Source organism: Acidovorax sp., from assembly GCF_016783915.1.
GTDB lineage: Bacteria > Pseudomonadota > Gammaproteobacteria > Burkholderiales > Burkholderiaceae_C > Acidovorax.
Genome location: NZ_JADHVT010000101.1, coordinates 1 through 17,536 on the forward strand (window position 1 = coordinate 1; position 17,536 = coordinate 17,536).

Here is a 17,536-nt window from a genome sequence, read left to right on the forward strand (position 1 = left end):
CGCCGCAGGTGCTGCAGCGCTGTGTGTTTGCCCATCGCTCGGGCGAACGGGGCCATAGCCTGATGCTGGAGCAGATGCAGGCCGAGCCTCTGCTGGACCTGGGCTTGCGCCTGGGCGAGGGCTCGGGCGCGGCGCTGGCCTGGCCGTTGCTGCAATCGGCCTGTGCCGTGCTGCGCGAGATGGCGAGTTTTGAATCGGCCGGTGTGGCCACGCAGACGGCCTGAGTCGCCGTACTGGAAGAGATTTCAGCCCACCACAGTGCGGTTGCGGCCTTCTTCCTTGGCGCGGTAGAGGGCGGCGTCAGCGCGGGAGAGCATGGCGTCCAGGGTTTCTTGTGGCCCGGTCCAGCTGGTCAGCCCGATGCTCACCTCGCAGTCCAGCGGGTGGCCCGTGGCCAGCGTGGCGTGGATGCGCTGGGCCACACCCAGGGCGGCCTGGGCGTCGGCTCCCGGCAGCAGCACCAGGAATTCCTCACCCCCATAGCGGCCCAGGCGGTCGGCGCGACGCAGCACCTGGCGGGTGCGCTCGGCAAAGTGCACCAGCACCGCATCGCCGTGCTGGTGGCCGCGCGTGTCGTTCACCGCCTTGAAGTTGTCCAGGTCCACCATCATGATGGACGGACCGCCGCCGTAGCGCTGCGCACGCTCCAGCTCGTCCTCGCAGCGCTGCAGCAAGGCACGGCGGTTGAGGGTTTGGGTCAGCGAGTCATAGGTGGCCAGATGCTCCAGCTCGGTGCGCAAGCGGTCTGTGGCCATCAGCACCGCGCCAATGGACAACATCAGCACGGTGAGCGCATAGGCACCGATGTACAGGGTCTGGAACAGCGATGGCTCCATCAGGTCGTTGCCTGCATGCCCAGCCAGGATAGACCCCAGCCGCATCCCCAGCACCAGCATGTGCAGGCCCAGCATCACCTCCACCAGCCGCACGGGGAAATTGCGTCCGCCGTGGCGCAGCATGAAGCGCAACTGCGCGGCGTACAACACGCCCATCACCACGGTGAAAAACCCCACCCGCACCGCATAGTTGGGCCACCCGTAGGTCAGCCAGGCAAACACGACCGTTGTGCCCGCCATCACCCAGTTCCAGGTGCGCCAGGTGGCGGGCTGGCCCATGAACTGTCGCGTGCCCATGTAGTAGGTGACCGAGCCCAGCACCAGCAGCTGGTTGGCCAGCACCAGGCCCAGCCAGTCAGGGATGGCGCCGCGCGCGCCAAACAGCACGGTGGACAGCAGCCATAGCAGCGGCGCCGCCGCCCAGCCCCCCACACCGCGAATGCTGGGCGGGTAGTGCCGCCGCATGAACAGCAGCACCATGGCCATGACGGCAGACATGAAGCCCGCCAGGGCGATCATGGAGCGCGGGTCGAGGTTCGTCATGCGGCAGGCAGGAGAAGGGGGGATGAGTGCGCTGACGTAAGAAATTGTTTCAGATGCGAAGCCAGTATAGCCACGCACTTGGAAGGCCCAGCTCTGTTTCGGTGCATGGTTTGCCCGGGGTGGGGCAGGGGCCAGCACGGCTGAGAATCGGTATGGGGCGGCAATCTGCGCCGTGTTGGTGCATTTTGTATGCAATGTGACTAAAGCATTGTGTACAAAGTTGGCATGGGCTTTGCGTAGGGCATACCCCATGCAAAGCACCCACCCTGCGCCTACCCCCGCCGCCATCGAAATCATCGCGCTCACCAAGCGCTATGCCAGCGGCAAGCCTGCCGTGGATGCCATCAACCTGCGCATCGCCAATGGCAGCTACTGCTGCCTGCTGGGGCCCTCGGGCTGCGGCAAGAGCACCACCTTGCGCATGATTGCGGGGCACGAGTCGGTGACCAGCGGCGACATCCTGCTGGAGAACCGCAACATCACCGACCTGCCCGCCGCCGCGCGCGGCACGGCCATGATGTTCCAGAGCTTTGCGCTGTTCCCGCACCTCTCGGCGCTCGATAACGTGGCCTTCAGTCTCAAGATGAAAGGCGTGGCCAAGGCCGAGCGCCAGGCCAAGGCGCGCGACCTGCTGGAGCGCGTGGCCCTGGGCCATCTGGCCGAACGCAAACCGGCAGAACTCTCAGGCGGGCAGCAGCAGCGCGTGGCGCTGGCACGGGCTCTCATCACGCAGCCGCGCGTGCTGCTGCTGGATGAGCCACTGTCCGCCCTCGACCCCTTCCTGCGCATCCAGATGCGTGCCGAACTGCGCCGCTGGCAAAAGGAGCTGGGCCTGACCTTTATCCATGTGACCCACAGCCAGGAAGAGGCCATGGCCCTGGCCGACACCATGGTGGTGATGAACCACGGCGTGATCGAGCAGGTGGGCAGCCCGCACGAGGTCTACAACCGGCCCGCCAGCGAATTCGTGGCGCGCTTCATGGGCGGGCACAACGTGATCGACACGCCCGAAGGCAAGGTCGGCGTGCGCACCGACCATCTGCAGATCGCCCCCGCCAGTGCCGAATTGCCCTGGGGCGCCCAGCGCATGCAGGCCGTGGTGACCGACGTGGAGTACCAGGGCACCTACGTGCTGCTGGGCCTGCAAAAGCAGGGCGTGGCCTTGTCGGCCAACGCCACGGCGGCGTATTCGGTGATGGTGTCCGAGGCCGCCTTTGCTGCGCAGCCCTACCAGGTGGGGCAGGGCGTGCAACTGCACTGGACGCCCGACCAGGCGCACCCGCTGTCTGTGCCCGCTCCCGCCATGGCCGTCGCCGCCTGACCGCGCCGCCACGTCCCCTCTTTTTCACCCGTCCCCTTCCGCAACCCAAGGAGTTTTCCCATGTCCGATGCTTCCCGTGCTGATTCCCCTGTTGTTTTCTCCGATGCCACTGGAGTGGCGCGCCGCTCGTTGCTCAAGGGCACGGCGGGCATCCTGGCCGCTGGCATGTTCCCGGCCGTGCATTCGCAGGAAAAGATCGTGCTGCGCTACCTGGGCACGGCGGTGAACCAGGACAAGGCGATTGCCGAGAAGTTCAAGGCCGACACCGGCATCGAGATCCAGTACGTGGCCGTGACCACGGACGACGTGACCAAGCGCGCCGTGACCGCGCCCAACAGTTTCGACCTGATCGACACCGAGTACTTCTCGCTGAAAAAGATCGTGCCCACGGGCAACCTGAAGGGCATCGACACCAAGCGTATCAAGAACGCCGACAAGATCACCACGCTGTTCACCACCGGCCAGGTGGCTGGCAAAGCCGTGGGCGACCAGGGCACCGCACCCAAGAAGGTGATCTACCTGGAAGGCGAAAAATCCAAGAAGTTCGCGACTGCGCCCACGCAGTTCATGAGCCTGATCCCCACCGTGTACAACGCCGACACGCTGGGCATCCGCCCCGACCTGATCAAGCGCCCCATCAACTCATGGGCCGAGCTGCTCAACCCCGAGTTCAAGGGCAAGACCGCGATTTTGAACATCCCCTCCATCGGCATCATGGACGCCGCCATGGTGGTCGAGGCCATGGGCATCTACAAGTACCCCGACAAGGGCAACATGACCAAGAAGGAGATTGATCTCACGATCAAGACCCTGATCGAGGCCAAGAAGCAGGGCCAGTTCCGCGCGCTGTGGAAGGACTTCAACGAGTCGGTGAACCTGATGGCATCGGGCGAGGTGGTGATCCAGTCGATGTGGAGCCCGGCTGTGACGGCCGTGCGCACCAAGGGCATCGCCTGCAACTTCCAGCCCCTGAAGGAAGGCTATCGCGCCTGGGCCGCCGGCTTTGGCCTGCCCGCCACGCTGAGCGGCCGCAAGCTCGATGGCGCCTACGAGTTCATCAACTGGTTCCTCGACGGCTGGGCCGGTGCCTACCTGAACCGCCAGGGCTACTACAGCGCCGTGCTGGAGACCGCCAAGTCCAAGATGGAAGCCTACGAGTGGGCCTACTGGATGGAAGGCAAGCCTGCCACGCAGGACATCAAGAGCCCCAATGGCGACGTGCTCGCCAAGGCCGGTGCAGTGCGCGACGGCGGCAGCTACGAGTCGCGCATGGGCGGCATCGCTTGCTGGAACGCGCTGATGGACGAGAACAACTACATGGTGCAGAAGTGGAATGAGTTCGTCGCGGCGTAGTAGAGGTTTCACCCCCTGAGGCGCTGCGCGCCTTCCCCCTCTCTCGACCCGCTGCGCGGGTCGGGAGGGGGACGCCCCCGGTGCGGCGGGGCGGCCCTTGCACGGGGGCACTGGCCTTGGGCAGCGCCAGTCTCAAGAGCAAGCGCCGAACGGTAGACCTTTGGATTCATTGATTGCAAACACCATGAGCACCACCACCCCGTCCTTACCCGCTGCAGCCGTCCCCGGTCGTAGCATTGCCGCCTGGTGGCAGGCTGCGCCGTTCACGCTGGTGTTCGCGCTGTTTTTTCTGATTCCGCTGGCGCTGATCGTGATGGTCAGCTTCTGGGACTTCAACGAGTACGAGCTGTTGCCCGGCTTCACGTTCAAGAACTACGTGTCGATCTTCGCGGGCTGTGGCGATGCGTCGGAGGGCCTGTGTGTCACGCTCAAGACGTATTACTCCACGCTCAAGTTCAGCTTTCTGGTGTGGCTGATCACGCTGGTGATCGGCTTCACCGTGGCCTATTTTTTGGCCTTCCATGTGCGCTCTTCGGGCATGCAGACCGTGCTGTTCGTGCTGTGCACCATCCCGTTCTGGACGTCGAACGTGATCCGCATGATCTCGTGGGTGCCGCTGCTGGGGCGCAATGGGCTGGTCAACCAGACGCTGATAGGCATGAACCTCATCGAGACGCCTGTGGAGTGGCTGCTGTTCTCGGACTTCTCGGTGGTGCTGGCCTTCGTGCACCTGTACACCATGTTCATGATCGTGCCCATCTTCAACAGCATGATGCGCATCGACCGCAGCCTCATCGAGGCGGCCAGCGACAGTGGCGCGAGTGGCTGGCAGACGCTGTGGAACGTGATCGTGCCGCTCTCGCGCACCGGCATCATCATCGGCTCGATCTTTGTGATCACCATCGTCATGGGCGACTTCGTGACCATCGGCGTGATGGGCGGGCAGCAGATCGCATCGATTGGCAAGATCATCCAGGTGCAGACGTCCTACCTGCAATTCCCCCTGGCGGCGGCCAATGCCGTGATCCTGCTGGCCGTGGTGCTGATGATCATCTGGGGCCTCACGCGCCTCGTCGACATTCGCAAGGAGCTGTGAGATGAAAGTCCGTGAATCTCGTCCCGCCAGCTTCTGGCCCCCGGCCATCTTCTTTGCGCTGTTCGTGCTGTTCATGTACGGACCCATGTTCGTCATCTTCATCCTGAGCTTCCAGGGCCCCGAGGGCGGGCTCACTTTCCCCATGCGCGGCGTGTCGCTGCACTGGTTCACCAAGCTGGCCGAAGGGCTGGGTGTGGTGGACATCGGCGCGGCGCTGTGGCGCTCGCTGGGTCTGGGTGTTGCGGTGATGCTGTGCACGGTGGTGCTGTCGGTGCTGGCGGGCCTGGCGTTTCGCAAGCGGCTGGCGGGCGGCAACACGCTGTTCTTCATCGTCGTGGCCAGCCTCATCATGCCGTCCATCATCGTCTCGCTGGGCATCGGGCTGGAGTTCCGGCTCATCGACAACGGCATCAAGGCCGCGCTCGAGTGGCTGGGCATGGAGAGTGCGCTGGAGGGCTATGGCACGTCGCTGGGCCTGTTCACCTCGGCCCTGGGCGCGCACCTGACCTGGACGCTGCCGTTCGGCCTGCTCATCATGTTCGCGGTGTTCAACCGCTTCAACCCTGCGTACGAAGAAGCCGCACGCGACCTGGGTGCCACGCCCTGGCAGGGCTTCGCGCATGTGGTGTTGCCGCTGATCGCGCCCTCGGTCGTGGGCATTGGCATGTTCGGCTTTACGCTCAGCTGGGACGAGATCGCCCGTACCTCGCAGGCCATTGGCGATGTGAACACGCTGCCGCTGGAGCTGCAGGGCCTGACCAGCACGGTGACCACGCCATCGATCTACGCGCTGGGCACGCTGACCACGGTGGTGTCGTTCCTCGTCATGGGCATCACGCTGGCGCTGGTGTGGGCCTTGGGCCGCAGGCGCAAGGGCCGTTCGGGGTAAAAACGGCACCCTTATGACGACCACCCTCCCCAAGCCCCGGCGCGCACGCGCTGCGGTCACCGAACCGACCGCTCAGCCCGAGGCCCCAGGCCAGCTCAGCGACAACGACATGTACGACCGCATGGTCTCGGCCATCCTCGACCACCGCCTGCCACCCGGCACCAAGCTGGTGGAAGACAAGCTGGCGGCGGCCTTTGGCGTGTCGCGCACACGCGTACGGCCTGTGCTGGTGCGGCTGGCCAATGAGCAGGTCGTCACGCTCACACCCAACCGGGGCGCATCCATTGCCCAGCCCACGCCGCAAGAGGCGCTGGAAGTCTTTGAAGCCCGCCGCCTGCTGGAGCCGCGCCTGGTGGAGCTGTTCATTGCCAACGCCACCGACGCCGACATTGCCGCGCTGCGCACCTGCATCGACGACGAAGAGGCCGCCCGCGCCAGTGGCGACATGCGCCGTGCCATCCGCCTGTCGGGCGACTTTCACCTGCACATCGCGCAGGCGGCCGGGCACCAGACGCTAGGCCGCATCCTGCGCGAGCTGGTCTCGCGCACCTCGCTCATCCTGATGACGTACAGCCCCAGCCACGCCAAAACCCGCGAAGAGGCCACGGCCTGCGGCTGCCGCGAACACCGCGCGCTGATCGATGCCATTCGCCTGCGCGATGCGCGCGAGGCGCCCCGGCTGATGCTGGCCCACCTGGCGCGGATCGAGTCGCAGCTGGAGTTCACGCCGCCTGCGGCGGAAGCCCCTGATCTGGCGCAGTTGCTGGGTGGGGCCTGACTGGCTTTCCACATTCGTCTTCCATGCGCCAACTGCTCGTCATCAACCCCAACATGTCAGCCCATGTCAGTGCCTTGCTGCAGCGGCATGTGCAGGGGGCTGCGGGTTCGCATGTGGCGGTGCGCACGGCCACGGCCCGCTTTGGCGCCCCGTACATCGCGTGCGAGGCGAGCTACGCTGTGGCAGCCCACGCCGCGCTCGATGTGTGGGCGCATGAGATCGCACAGCCGCAGACCGCGCCCGACGCGGTGCTGATCGGCTGCTTTGGCGACCCTGGCCTGATGGCGCTGCGCGAGAGCAGTCCGGTGCCCGTCACTGGCCTGGCCGAAGCGTCATTCATCGAGGCTGCGCGCCATGGCCGCTTTGCCATCGTCACCGGTGGCGAGCGCTGGGGCCCCATGCTGCAGCGGCTGGCCCAGGCGCTGGGCCACGCCCACGCACTGGCAGGCATTCACACCGTCGCCCCCACCGGGGCGCAACTGGCGGCTGACCCCGAAGCAGCCCGTGCCTTGCTGGCCCAGGCCTGCAGGGATGTGGTGCGGCAGATGGGGGTGCAGGCCGTCATTTTGGGTGGGGCGGGGCTGGCAGGCATGGCTGCCGCCGTGCAGCCGCAGGTGTCGGTGCCCGTGATCGACAGCGTGGTGGCGGGTGCCACCTGGGCGCTGCGCGCGCACCCCGTGCCACCGGAGCGCAAGGTGGCGGGGTTTGATGTGGCCTGGGTGGGGGTGTCGCAAGAGATGGCGGCGCTGGGCACCCGCTGCGTTGTCTGACCCGGCCTTGCAGGCTGGCGGTTGCGCAAGGGCTCGAAATCTCTGCCAGAGCGCAGGTTTTGATTGTTTTAGGCTGGATGCGCTAGAAGAATATGCGCTGGTTGCTATGAAATTTGAAGCGCTGTGCGTTCTGCGCGTTAGGGCGCCAGCGTCTTCGGCCGGTAGTCGCAATACTCGCTCACCACACATTCCCAGCAGCGCGGCTTGCGCGCCTGGCACACATAGCGGCCCAGCAGGATGAGCCAGTGGTGCGAATCCACTGCGTAGGCGGCGGGCACGCGCTTCATCAGCTGCAGCTCCACCGCCAGCGGGTTTTTGCCGGGCGCCAGGCCGGTGCGGTTGCTCACGCGAAAGATGTGCGTGTCCACCGCCATCGTGGGCTGGCCAAAGGCCACGTTCAGCACCACGTTGGCCGTCTTGCGGCCCACGCCGGGCAGGGCCTCCAGCGCCTCGCGCGTGCGGGGCACCACGCTGCCGTGCTGCTCCACCAGGATGCGGCAGGTCTCCATCAGGTTCTTGGCCTTGGTGCGGTACAGCCCGATGGTCTTGATGTAACCCTCCAGCCCCTCCAGACCCAGGTCCAGGATGGCCTGGGGCGTGCCAGCAACTGGGAACAGCTTGCGCGTGGCCTTGTTCACGCCCACGTCAGTGGCCTGGGCCGACAGCAGCACGGCGGCCAGCAGCTCGAACGGGGTGGTGTATTCCAGCTCCGTGTTGGGCATAGGGTTGGCCGCCTTCAGGGTGGCGAAGAAGGGCTCGATCTGGGCGGTTTTCATCATCATCGTTGGTGGGGTGGGGCAGGGGGCTGGCTTCTTTTGGCGGGCGTGGCCGGTGGCGCATTGTCCCGCAGCTGCGCCTGCAGAAACTCCAGGAACATGCGCACGGCAGCGGGCAGGGTGCGGCCGCTCAGGGTCTGCAGCTCGGCGGCGCGGGCGCTCATGCCGGGCTCGCGGATCTGGGCGGCATGCATTTCGCCGCGCTGCACCCGATCGCGCACCGTCACCTCGCCCGAGATGGACAGGCCGCCGCCATGCAGCACAAAGTGCATCAGCGTCTCGAAGTGGTTGCACACCAGCGCGGGCTCAAAGACCAGGCCCCGCTGGCTACAGCCAATGTCGAACAGCTGGCGCACGGTGTTGTCGCGCTCGGGCAGGGCGATGGGGTAGGCGTGCATCTGCGCCAGCGTGACGGAGTGGGCGCGTGCGAGCGCGTGGTCAGGCCGCATGATGGCGATGACGGGCGCGGCCTGGCGGTGCTGCACGGTGATGTCCCGCTCGGCCGAGCGGCTGTAGGTCAGGCCAATGTCCGCATCGCCGTTGAGCACCGCCACGGTCACAGCTGCGGGGCTGGCCACGCGCAGGTGGAACTGGATGCCGGGGTACTGCAGGCGGAATTGCGCCATCACGCGGGGCAGGAACTCGATGGCAAAACCCGCAGAGCTGCAGATGCGCACCAGCCCCGTGCGCAGGCCCTGCAGCGCTTGGATGTCGGAGACCACGCGGTCGGCCTCCAGCGCGCCGCGCCGCGCATGGGCGGCCAGCAGCTCGCCCGCCGCGCTGGGCGCCATGCCGCGCGGGCGCCGGTCAAACAGCGGCACGCCCAGCAGGTCTTCGAGGGCGGCGACCTGGCGGCTCACGGCCGAGGGCGACACATTGAGGCGCGCGGCGGCCTCGCTGACCGAGCCGCTGCGCGCCACTTCCAGAAAGTAGCGCAGCGCGGTGTCCTGCAAGCGGCTGGAAAGCATGGGGGGCCTTTCGGGGTGTGGATTGCATAAAACGCAAAGATAACCCCAGAAATCGTTGATTGTCGAAACGCAGCGGGCTGCTTATGCTGACTCACCAATGACACATTCACCGGCCCCAGCCCCCATGCCTTCTGCAAACAGCGTCACCCCGGGTGGGACCCCCAGCCCCATCGTGGACCTTACGGCCACCGGACTGTCGCGCGCCATCCATGCGCGGGAGGTCTCCTGCACCGAGGTGCTGGATGCCTACCTGGCCCAGGTGGACCGGCTGAACCCCGTGGTGAATGCCCTGGTGGCGATGGCGGACCGCAACGCCGTGCGCACGCAGGCGTCAGAGCGCGATGCGCAACTGGCGTGCGGCGAGAGCCTGGGCCCGCTGCACGGCTTTCCGCAGGCGCCCAAGGACATCATGCCCGCCGCGGGCATGGTCACCACGCGGGGCTCGCCCATCTTTGCCGGTCAGGTGTCGGCCACCGACGCCGTGGTGTTCGAGCGCATGCGCGCAGGCGGCGCACTGTTCATCGGCCGCAGCAACTCGCCCGAGTTTGGCCTGGGCGGGCACACCTACAACCCCGTTTATGGCACTACGCGCAACGCCCACAACCCGGCTGTGTCGGCAGGGGGCAGCAGTGGCGGCGCAGCCGTGGCAGTGGCCCTGCACATGCTGCCGGTGGCCGATGGCTCGGACATGATGGGCTCGCTGCGCACGCCAGCGGCGTTCAACAACGTGTATGGCCTGCGCACCTCCTTCGGCCTGGTGCCGCACGGGCCGACGGAGGAAGTGTTCTTCCAGCAGTTCAGCGTGGCCGGGCCCATGGCCCGCAACATCCCGGACCTGGCGCTGCTGCTGTCGGTGCAGGCGGGTTTTGATGCACGCCTGCCCCTCACGCGCCGGCACGAGGATGTGGCCCTGCTGGGCCAGCCGCTGGAGCGCGACTGGCGCGGTGCCCGCATCGGCTGGCTGGGCGACCTGGGTGGCCACTTGCCCACCGAACCCGGCGTGCTGGCCACCTGCGAGCGGGCGCTGGAACACTTTCGCACCGTGGGCTGCGCGGTGGAGTCCGTGGTGCCCGCGTTCGACCTGAAGCAGATGTGGAACGCCTGGATCGACCTGCGCAGCTTCAGCGTGGCAGGGGCCAATGCGGCCTTGTATCGCAACCCGGCCACGCATGCGCTGCTGAAGTCCGAGGCGGTGTGGGAGATCGAGCGTGGCATGCGCCTGACGGCCCTGCAGGTGTACGACGCGGCCCGCGTGCGCAGCGCGTGGTACCAGGTGCTGCGCGGCCTGTTCGAACAATTCGATTTTCTGGTGTTGCCCGCTGCCCAGGTCTTTCCGTTCGATGCCGGGCTGGACTGGCCCCACGAGGTCGGCGGCCGCACCATGGACACCTACCACCGCTGGATGGAGACCGTGGTGCCCGCCACCATGGCCGGCCTGCCCGCGCTGGCAGCCCCCGCAGGTTTTGGCCCCGGCGGCCTGCCTGCGGGGCTGCAGATCATCGGCCCGGCACAGTCTGACGCCGCCGTGCTGCAGATCGGCCACGCCTACGACCAGGCCAGTGGGTACGCGCGCCAGCGCAGCCCCTTGCTGGGGTGACCTGGGCCTCGCTGCTCGCCATTCCATCTCACACCGTGAACCCCCGCTACCCCCCGCTTTTGTCAACGTGCTTTCTGGAGAGCTTCACCATGCTGCGTTCCCGCTTCGTATCGAGTCTTCTGGCCAGTGCCTTGGTGCTGGCGGCACCCGGCCTGGTGCATGCGCAGAGCTACCCCGACCGGCCCATCAAGCTGGTCGTGCCTTTCGCACCTGGGGGCGCCACCGACATCCTGGGGCGGTTATTGGCCACCGCGTTGGGGGAACGTCTGGGGCAGCCCATGGTGGTGGAGAACCGGCCCGGCGCGGGCACCGTGGTGGCGGTGTCCATGGTGGCCAAGGCGCCTGCGGACGGGTACACGCTGCTGCTCGGGTCCAACACCACGCTCACCATGAACCCGGCCATCCGCACCAACCTGCCTTACGACCCCATCAAGAGCTTCACGCCCCTGGCCCTGGTGGCCGACATGGGGCTGCTGCTGGTGGCCCACAACGACACCCCGGGGCAGTCGCTCAAGGACATCGTGGCCCAGGCCAAGGCCGCGCCGGACAAGTTCTCGTACGGCTCCTATGGCACGGGCTCGTCGGTGCACTTTGGCGCAGAGATGCTCAAGACCACGGCGGGCTTTCCGATGATGCACGTGCCTTTCAATGGCAGCTCGCCCAGCCTTACGGCACTGATGGGCGGGCAGGTGCAGCTGGCGGTGGACACGGTAGTGGCGTCCACCCCCCTCATCAAGTCCGGCAAGATCAAGGCCATTGCCGCGCTCAGCCCGCAGCGCCTGGCCTTGCTGCCCAACGTGCCCACGGTGGCCGAAAGCGGCTACCCCGGCTTTGACATGGGTTCCTGGTTTGCCTTTGTGGGGCCCGCAGGGCTGCCAGCACCCGTGCAGAAAAAGCTGGAAAAGGCCCTGGCCGAGACCATGGCCTCGGCGGATTTCAAGAAGAAGATGTTGGACATCGGTCTGACGCCGCTGGGTGGCAATGGCGACGGGCTGCGCGCGCGCATTGAACGCGAGCTGCCGCTGATGCGTGCCGTGGCGGCACGGGCGGATATCCGGGTGGATTGACGGTCGGCGCTGAAAAGGGCTACCCGGCCCGTCAGCGCAACCCCATGGGATTCAGCGCGTCCGCTTGACCGGAATACACAGCCAGCACGGAAAGCGCCCCGTGACTGGGTCCACTGCAAAGTCCTCGTCGTAGATCTCCAGCGCGGCGCGCGATTCCCATTCCCAGCCTTCAGGGATCTGGCCCGGCGCGCCCATCTGCGCCCAGGCGGCGCCGATCTCTGGCCCCGTGCCCACAAAGTGCATGCAGGCGTAGTCGCCGCCTTCGTAGTCCATCACCTGCACATCGGGCCCGGTGCGCAGGCCCACGCCAATCTGCACCGCTGCGTCATAGCGGCACTGCTCGTGCGGCGTGCAGGCCGGGTCGTCGTGGCTGAAGCCATAGAACTTGGGGCGTGGATCATCCAGCCGGCGGGTGGCACACCAGCTGCCAAAACGCTCCCACAACTCGGTCAGGCCCGGGTGGCCGTAGGCGCCGGTGTGGCGCATGGTGGCAAGGCGCATGCGGGGCAGGGTGCGGAGGGTCAGGGTCATTGCGGGCAGGGCAATGGCGGTGGAGGGAAAACCCAGTTTAGAGCCTCTTGGAAAGACACCGCATGAATCCTGCGTCGCAATTGGCGACAATGCACAGTTTGTTGCCAACCACTTCTGTCCACGCCATGCAATTTGCCGACCGCCTGAACAACGTAGAAACCTCCGCCATCCGCGAGCTTTTCAAGCTGCTGGGCAAGCCCGGCATCATCAGCTTTGCGGGTGGCTTCCCGGACAGCGCGATGTTTGACGTGGAAGGCATCCGCGCCGCCAGCAACGCCGCCTTGGCCGAAGAGCCCGGCGCCGCACTTCAATATGGCGCCACCGAGGGCTACACCCCGCTGCGCGAGCAACTGGCCGCCTTCATGACGAGCAAGGGCGCCAAGGACGTGGCCGCCGACAACCTCATCGTCACCACCGGCAGCCAGCAGGCGCTGGACCTGCTGGGCAAGACGCTCATCAGCCCCGGCGACAAGGTCATCGTCGAAGGCCCCACCTTCCTGGCCACCATCCAGTGTTTTCGCCTGTATGGTGCCGAACTCATCAGTGCGCCCATCGACGGCAACGGCGTGAAGACCGACGAGCTGGAAAAGCTCATCGCCGAGCACAAGCCAAAGTTCGTCTACCTGATCCCCACCTTCGGCAACCCCAGCGGCGCCATGCTGAGCCTGGAGCGCCGCAAGGCCGTGCTGGAGATGGCCGTCAAGCACAACACCCTGATCGTCGAAGACGACCCCTACGGTGACCTGTACTTTGGCGATGCGCCTCCCCCCAGCCTGCTCAACCTGTCGGCCACGGTGCCCGGCAGCCGCGATCTGCTGGTGCACTGCGGCAGCCTGAGCAAGGTGCTGTCGCCCGGCCTGCGCGTGGGCTGGATGATTGCCCCCGCCGAGCTGCTGGGCAAGGCCACCATGTGCAAGCAGTTCAGCGACGCACACACCAGCACCTTTGCGCAGGCCACGGCCGCGCAGTACCTCAAGGCTGGCCGTATGCCCGGCACGCTGGCCCATGTGCGCAAGGTGTACGCCGAGCGCGCCCAGGCCATGGGCGACGCGCTGCGCAAGGAACTGGGCGATGCCATCGAGTTTGTGCAACCGCAGGGCGGCCTCTTTGTCTGGGCACGCCTCACGGGGGCGGGTGGCAAGGTGGCCGATGGCAATGTGCTGGCCAAGCGCGCCATTGAAAAGGGCGTGGCCTTTGTGCCCGGCACGCCGTTCTTCTGCGCCAACCCGGACCACGCCACCTTCCGCCTGTCGTTTGCCACGGCCGATGTGGACAAGATCCGCGAAGGCGTCGCGCGCCTGGGCCAGGCGATCTGACGCCTCCATGTCCGACACCAACGATCTCGCCAACGTTCTCCAGCGCCTCGAAAGCCTGGAGATCAAGGCCAGCTTTACCGAAGACCTTCTGGATCAGCTGAACATGACCATCTACCAGCAGCAGCAGCTGATCGACCGGCTCACGCACGAGGTCATCCAGCTGCGCCAGCAGGCGCCCGAGGGCGGCTCGAACGGCCCGCGCAACCTGCGCGACGAGCTTCCGCCGCATTACTGATCTGATCCCTCGGTCTACGCCCTGACGGACCGCCACGCTGCGTCTGCCAGCTCTGCGCGGTAGGTGGTGGGCGAGGGCAGGCCGCCCTGGGCAGCGTTGCCTGACAGCCAGGCCCTGCAATAGCTCTGCACCGGCCCCATCACCAGCGACGGCATCAGCTCGCAAGGCAGGTTGCGCAGCGCGCCGGACTGCCGGTGCGGCTCGAACCAGGCCACCAGCGCCTGGTTGCGTCGCCGTGCGGCTTCGGCCAGGTCGGGCGTGCGCGGGCCCGCTGCCACCGCGCTGCGCGCCTGGAACATGAACAGTGCCCGCTCTGGCTGCGCCACCACCCAGTCCAGATAGCCGGTGACCAGGGCCAACACGCCCGCCTCCACGCCCTGGGCGGCATCCAGTTGCGCCTGCACGCTGCGCGACTGGTCGTGAAAGATGTCAAAGAATAGCGCCGCCACGATCCCGTCGCGGTTGCCAAAGTGGTGATAAATGCTGCCCACGCTGGCCCCGCAGCGCGCACGCACGCCGTCGATGGTCACCGCATCCACGCCGCCTTCGGCCGCGCAGGCGAGGGCGGCGTTCAGGATGTCCTGGCGGCGGTCGGTGGTGGCTTCTGCAGGGGATGAGGTGGGGGGCGGGGAATTGCGGCTTGCCATGGGACAGAATTCTAGAATAAAGTTCTAGAAAATACTTCTAGCCCACGATCCTTCCATGCATTCTTCCCCCATTGCCACCTCTGCAGCCACTGCGTCCATGCCTGGCCCCGCGTTGTACCCACACCTGCTCGCCCCCCTGGACCTGGGGTTCACCACCCTCAAGAACCGCGTGCTCATGGGCTCCATGCACACGGGGCTGGAGGACGGGCGCGACCTCACGCGCATGGCGGCGTACTTCCGCGAGCGGGCTGAAGGCGATGTGGGGCTGATCGTCACGGGCGGCTTCGCGCCGAACATCGCGGGCTGGGCCAAGCCATTTGCGGGCACGCTGGCGACCTCGGGCGCGGCCAAGCGCCACCGCGTGGTGACCGAGGCCGTGCACGAGGCGGGCGGCAAGATCGCACTGCAAATCCTGCACACGGGCCGCTATGCCTACCACCCGCTGGCGGTGGCGCCGTCGCGGCTGCAGTCGCCGATTTCGCCGTTCACGCCGTTCGCGCTGTCGGCGAGCGGGGTGGAGCGACAGATCCGCGCCTTCGTGCGCTGTGCAGTGAAGGCGCGCGAGGCGGGCTACGACGGCGTGGAGGTGATGGGCTCGGAGGGCTATTTCATCAACCAGTTTCTGTCGCAAGCCACCAACCTGCGGCGCGATGCCTGGGGCGGCGACTACAGCCACCGCATGCGGCTGCCGGTGGAGATTCTGGCCCGCATGCGCGAGGCCGTGGGGCCGGACTTCATCATCATCTACCGCCTGTCGATGATCGACCTGGTGCCCGGCGGCAGCGCGTGGGACGAGATCGTCACCCTGGGCAAGGCCGTAGCCACGGGCGGGGCGAACATCGTCAACACCGGCATTGGCTGGCACGAGGCGCGGGTGCCCACCATTGCCACCAGCGTGCCGCGCGCAGCGTTTGCCTGGGTCACGCAAAAGATGAAGGCCGAGTTCGCGGCGGCGGGCATCACCACGCCGCTGGTCACGTCCAACCGCATCAACACACCCGAGGTGGCCGAGCAGGTGCTGGCAGATGGCTGCGCCGACATGGTCTCCATGGCGCGGCCGCTGCTGGCCGATGCGGCGTTTGTGAAGAAGGCCGCGCAAGGTCGGGCCGACCGCATCAACACCTGCATTGCCTGCAACCAGGCCTGCCTGGACCATGTGTTCCAGAACAAGACCAGCAGTTGCCTCGTCAACCCGCGCGCCTGTCACGAGACGGAACTGGTGTACCGGCCGGTTTCGTCGCGCAAACGTGTGGCGGTGGTGGGCGCAGGGCCTGCCGGTCTGACCGCTGCCACCGTGGCGGCCGAGCGCGGGCACGAGGTGCATCTGTTCGACGCCGCAGTCGCCATCGGCGGCCAGCTCAACATGGCCAAGGTGATTCCGGGCAAGGAAGAGTTCCACGAAATGCTGCGCTACCTCGCCATGCGGGTCGAGGACACCGGCGTGCAGCTGCACCTGAACCGGCGCGTGTTGGCCTCCGACCTGGCGGGCTTTGACGAGGTCATCGTCGCGACCGGCGTGGAGCCGCGCGACCCGAAGATCCCCGGCCAGGACCACCCCAAGGTGCTGAGTTACATCGACGTGCTGCGCCACGGCAAGCCGGTGGGCGAGCGCGTGGCCGTCATCGGCGCGGGCGGCATTGGCTTTGACGTGGCCGAGTTCCTGACGCACGGCGAACACCCTTCCACCACGCTGGACTTGCCCGCCTGGAAGGCCGAGTGGGGCATCACCGACCCGGCCGACGCTCGCGGAGGTCTGGCCCCCAGCGGCCCGCGCGTGACGCCGCCCGCTCGGCATGTCACGCTGCTGCAGCGCAAGAAGGGCAAGCTCGGTGCCGGCCTGGGCAAGACCACGGGCTGGATCCACCGCACCACGCTCAAGATGAAAGAGGTGCAGATGGTGAGCGGCGTGAACTACGAGCGCATTGCCGACGAGGGCCTGCTGGTGTCTTACGGCGAAAAACGCGAGGATCCGACCTGGATCCCTTGCGACACCGTGGTGCTGTGCGCGGGGCAGGTGCCCTTGCGCAGCCTGGCGCAGGATCTGGAGGCCCAGGGCCGCAAACCCCACCTCATCGGTGGCGCGCTGGAGGCCGGCGAGCTGGATGCCAAACGCGCCATCGACCAGGCGGCGCGCTTGGCTGCCCGGCTATAGGTCGGTGTGGGTATGGCCTGCCAGGGGTCGCGTGGCCTGTTTGGCGTGGTTTTGATGTCTTTTGCTCGGTAGCGCTAGAGCAATATGCCTGAGTAGCTACTTTTTTGATAGTAAGCGCACTAGAGCACTGTGGTTTGGCACTGTGGCAGTGCCCGCACAGTCCCTCAGGCGGGCAGGCCCAAGGCGTTGAGCACCCGCAGGGCGGCCCAGGCGTCGTTGGCGGCGTACACCAGCTGGGCTTCGCTGAGCTGCGGGTTGGCCCAATTGGAGGTAGCGGCCTTTTTGGACTTGATGAAGCGCCGGTTGAACAGCACCGCCACAGCGCCCTTCACCCCCATGTCCTTGCGGTAGCCGCGTTGGCGGAACACGGTGTTCAACTCCAGCACATCGGCCGGTTGCACGCCCAGCTTGTGCTGGATGCGTTTGGTGTCATCCCCCAGGCCAAAGCCAGCCTTGGTCACACCCTGCAGGGCCAGCAGCTCGGCGACGCGCGCACGGCAACCCGGGTCGTGCAGCTGGAACACCCAGGCCCGCTCCAGCGTGGCCAGTTGCACGATGTGCGGGCCGTCCGACTGCTCATCGCGCACAAAGGTGGGCTTGGACTCGGTGTCGAACCCCCAGGCGCTGGCGCTGGCCAGTGCATTGCAGGCCTGGTCGGCCT

Annotated in this window: 18 protein-coding genes; 12 read left to right on the plus strand and 6 right to left on the minus strand. The window is 66.7% G+C overall.

Annotated elements, in window-relative coordinates:
* On the plus strand, nt 1-224 hold a 224-nt coding region (locus ISS20_RS16820), incomplete at its 5' end, for a nicotinate-nucleotide--dimethylbenzimidazole phosphoribosyltransferase (protein ID WP_291438123.1).
* Nucleotides 225-245: 21 nt separating this feature from the next.
* On the opposite strand, the gene ISS20_RS16825 is transcribed toward ISS20_RS16820, so the two are convergent.
* A complete protein-coding gene (locus ISS20_RS16825; RefSeq protein WP_291438124.1) occupies nt 246-1,379 on the minus strand; it encodes a GGDEF domain-containing protein in 1,134 nt (377 codons plus the stop codon).
* 250 nt (nt 1,380-1,629) lie between these two features.
* On the opposite strand from ISS20_RS16825, the gene ISS20_RS16830 reads away from it, so the two are divergent.
* The 6 genes from ISS20_RS16830 to ISS20_RS16855 all read left to right on the plus strand — a co-directional run bounded on the left by ISS20_RS16830 (nt 1,630) and on the right by ISS20_RS16855 (nt 7,586).
* A complete protein-coding gene (locus tag ISS20_RS16830) occupies nt 1,630-2,700 on the plus strand; it encodes an ABC transporter ATP-binding protein (RefSeq protein ID WP_291438125.1) in 1,071 nt (356 codons plus the stop codon).
* Between the two features lie 60 nt (nt 2,701-2,760).
* Nucleotides 2,761-4,053, plus strand: a complete 1,293-nt coding sequence (locus ISS20_RS16835; RefSeq protein WP_291438126.1) for a PotD/PotF family extracellular solute-binding protein — start codon at nt 2,761-2,763, stop codon at nt 4,051-4,053.
* A gap of 184 nt (nt 4,054-4,237) precedes the next feature.
* Complete coding sequence (locus ISS20_RS16840; protein ID WP_291438127.1) at nt 4,238-5,149, plus strand: ABC transporter permease; 912 nt, start codon at nt 4,238-4,240, stop codon at nt 5,147-5,149.
* 1 nt (nt 5,150) lies between these two features.
* Nucleotides 5,151-6,038: an ABC transporter permease gene (locus tag ISS20_RS16845; protein WP_291438128.1), complete on the plus strand. Its 888-nt coding sequence runs from the start codon at nt 5,151-5,153 to the stop codon at nt 6,036-6,038.
* Nucleotides 6,039-6,051: 13 nt separating this feature from the next.
* Nucleotides 6,052-6,816 carry a GntR family transcriptional regulator gene (locus tag ISS20_RS16850; RefSeq protein WP_291438129.1) on the plus strand — a complete coding sequence of 255 codons (765 nt, stop codon included), beginning with the start codon at nt 6,052-6,054 and terminating at the stop codon, nt 6,814-6,816.
* Nucleotides 6,817-6,839: 23 nt separating this feature from the next.
* Complete coding sequence (locus ISS20_RS16855; protein ID WP_288851425.1) at nt 6,840-7,586, plus strand: aspartate/glutamate racemase family protein; 747 nt, start codon at nt 6,840-6,842, stop codon at nt 7,584-7,586.
* 137 nt (nt 7,587-7,723) lie between these two features.
* Here the strand turns inward: ISS20_RS16855 and nth are convergent, their stop codons facing one another.
* Together nth and ISS20_RS16865 are read right to left on the minus strand one after the other, a co-directional pair.
* On the minus strand, nt 7,724-8,362 hold the full coding sequence (nth, locus tag ISS20_RS16860) for an endonuclease III (RefSeq protein WP_056065129.1): 639 nt from the start codon (nt 8,360-8,362) through the stop codon (nt 7,724-7,726).
* 2 nt (nt 8,363-8,364) lie between these two features.
* A complete protein-coding gene (locus tag ISS20_RS16865; RefSeq protein ID WP_291438130.1) occupies nt 8,365-9,330 on the minus strand; it encodes a LysR family transcriptional regulator in 966 nt (321 codons plus the stop codon).
* 124 nt (nt 9,331-9,454) lie between these two features.
* Here ISS20_RS16865 and ISS20_RS16870 point away from each other — a divergent pair, with 124 nt between their 5' ends.
* Both ISS20_RS16870 and ISS20_RS16875 read left to right on the plus strand, forming a co-directional pair.
* Nucleotides 9,455-10,927 (plus strand): amidase, encoded by a 1,473-nt coding sequence (locus ISS20_RS16870; protein WP_291438131.1) that lies wholly within the window; start codon nt 9,455-9,457, stop codon nt 10,925-10,927.
* 89 nt (nt 10,928-11,016) lie between these two features.
* Nucleotides 11,017-11,994, plus strand: a complete 978-nt coding sequence (locus ISS20_RS16875; protein ID WP_291438132.1) for a tripartite tricarboxylate transporter substrate binding protein — start codon at nt 11,017-11,019, stop codon at nt 11,992-11,994.
* A gap of 51 nt (nt 11,995-12,045) precedes the next feature.
* Here ISS20_RS16875 and ISS20_RS16880 read toward each other — a convergent pair whose 3' ends face one another.
* Nucleotides 12,046-12,525, minus strand: a complete 480-nt coding sequence (locus ISS20_RS16880) for a GyrI-like domain-containing protein (RefSeq protein WP_291438133.1) — start codon at nt 12,523-12,525, stop codon at nt 12,046-12,048.
* A 125-nt stretch (nt 12,526-12,650) separates the two neighbouring features.
* On the opposite strand from ISS20_RS16880, the gene ISS20_RS16885 reads away from it, so the two are divergent.
* Together ISS20_RS16885 and ISS20_RS16890 are read left to right on the plus strand one after the other, a co-directional pair.
* Nucleotides 12,651-13,841, plus strand: coding sequence for a PLP-dependent aminotransferase family protein (locus ISS20_RS16885; protein WP_291438134.1), 1,191 nt, complete (start codon nt 12,651-12,653; stop codon nt 13,839-13,841).
* 7 nt (nt 13,842-13,848) lie between these two features.
* A complete protein-coding gene (locus tag ISS20_RS16890) occupies nt 13,849-14,076 on the plus strand; it encodes a SlyX family protein (protein WP_008906148.1) in 228 nt (75 codons plus the stop codon).
* Nucleotides 14,077-14,090: 14 nt separating this feature from the next.
* Here ISS20_RS16890 and ISS20_RS16895 read toward each other — a convergent pair whose 3' ends face one another.
* The gene (locus ISS20_RS16895) at nt 14,091-14,723 is read right to left on the minus strand and encodes a TetR/AcrR family transcriptional regulator (protein ID WP_291438135.1); all 633 of its coding nucleotides are present in this window, start codon (nt 14,721-14,723) and stop codon (nt 14,091-14,093) included.
* Nucleotides 14,724-14,820: 97 nt separating this feature from the next.
* On the opposite strand from ISS20_RS16895, the gene ISS20_RS16900 reads away from it, so the two are divergent.
* Nucleotides 14,821-16,875, plus strand: a complete 2,055-nt coding sequence (locus ISS20_RS16900) for an NADPH-dependent 2,4-dienoyl-CoA reductase (protein ID WP_291438137.1) — start codon at nt 14,821-14,823, stop codon at nt 16,873-16,875.
* A 164-nt stretch (nt 16,876-17,039) separates the two neighbouring features.
* Here the strand turns inward: ISS20_RS16900 and ISS20_RS16905 are convergent.
* Nucleotides 17,040-17,536 (minus strand): 3'-5' exonuclease (locus ISS20_RS16905; protein WP_291438136.1); only part of this gene is annotated, 497 nt, incomplete at its 5' end.